At 33.3% G+C, this 237-nt stretch carries 1 pseudogene; it reads right to left on the bottom strand.

Features of this window, described 5'->3' with window-relative positions:
• Nucleotides 1-26: 26 nt before the first annotated feature.
• Nucleotides 27-237, bottom strand: a pseudogene (locus tag QWT87_RS21230) (IS110 family transposase); the annotation flags it as partial.

Below are 237 nucleotides of genomic sequence, written 5' to 3'. Positions count from 1 at the left end.
ATGTTCTATGTTAATACGCAAATTAATCAGGTTAAAATTTTAAAGTTTTTTTGATAATCTGGTTGATAAGCCGTTTTATTTTTTACTACACCGAAACAGATTCTTAAAAGCTTGTTGCAAACAGCGATTAATGCTAATTTCTTAGGTTTTCCTTTTGCCAACAAACGCTGGTAAAGTTCTCTGCAGTGAACGTTGTGTTTCATTGCAGTCCAAGAGCAAACATACAAAAGACTCCTG

Origin of the sequence: Chryseobacterium urinae, from assembly GCF_030518295.1 — a bacterium.
GTDB classification, from domain to species: Bacteria; Bacteroidota; Bacteroidia; order Flavobacteriales; family Weeksellaceae; genus Chryseobacterium; species Chryseobacterium mucoviscidosis.
The sequence above is the reverse complement of the archived record's forward strand: the minus strand, read 5'-3'. Positions and strand labels throughout refer to the sequence as shown.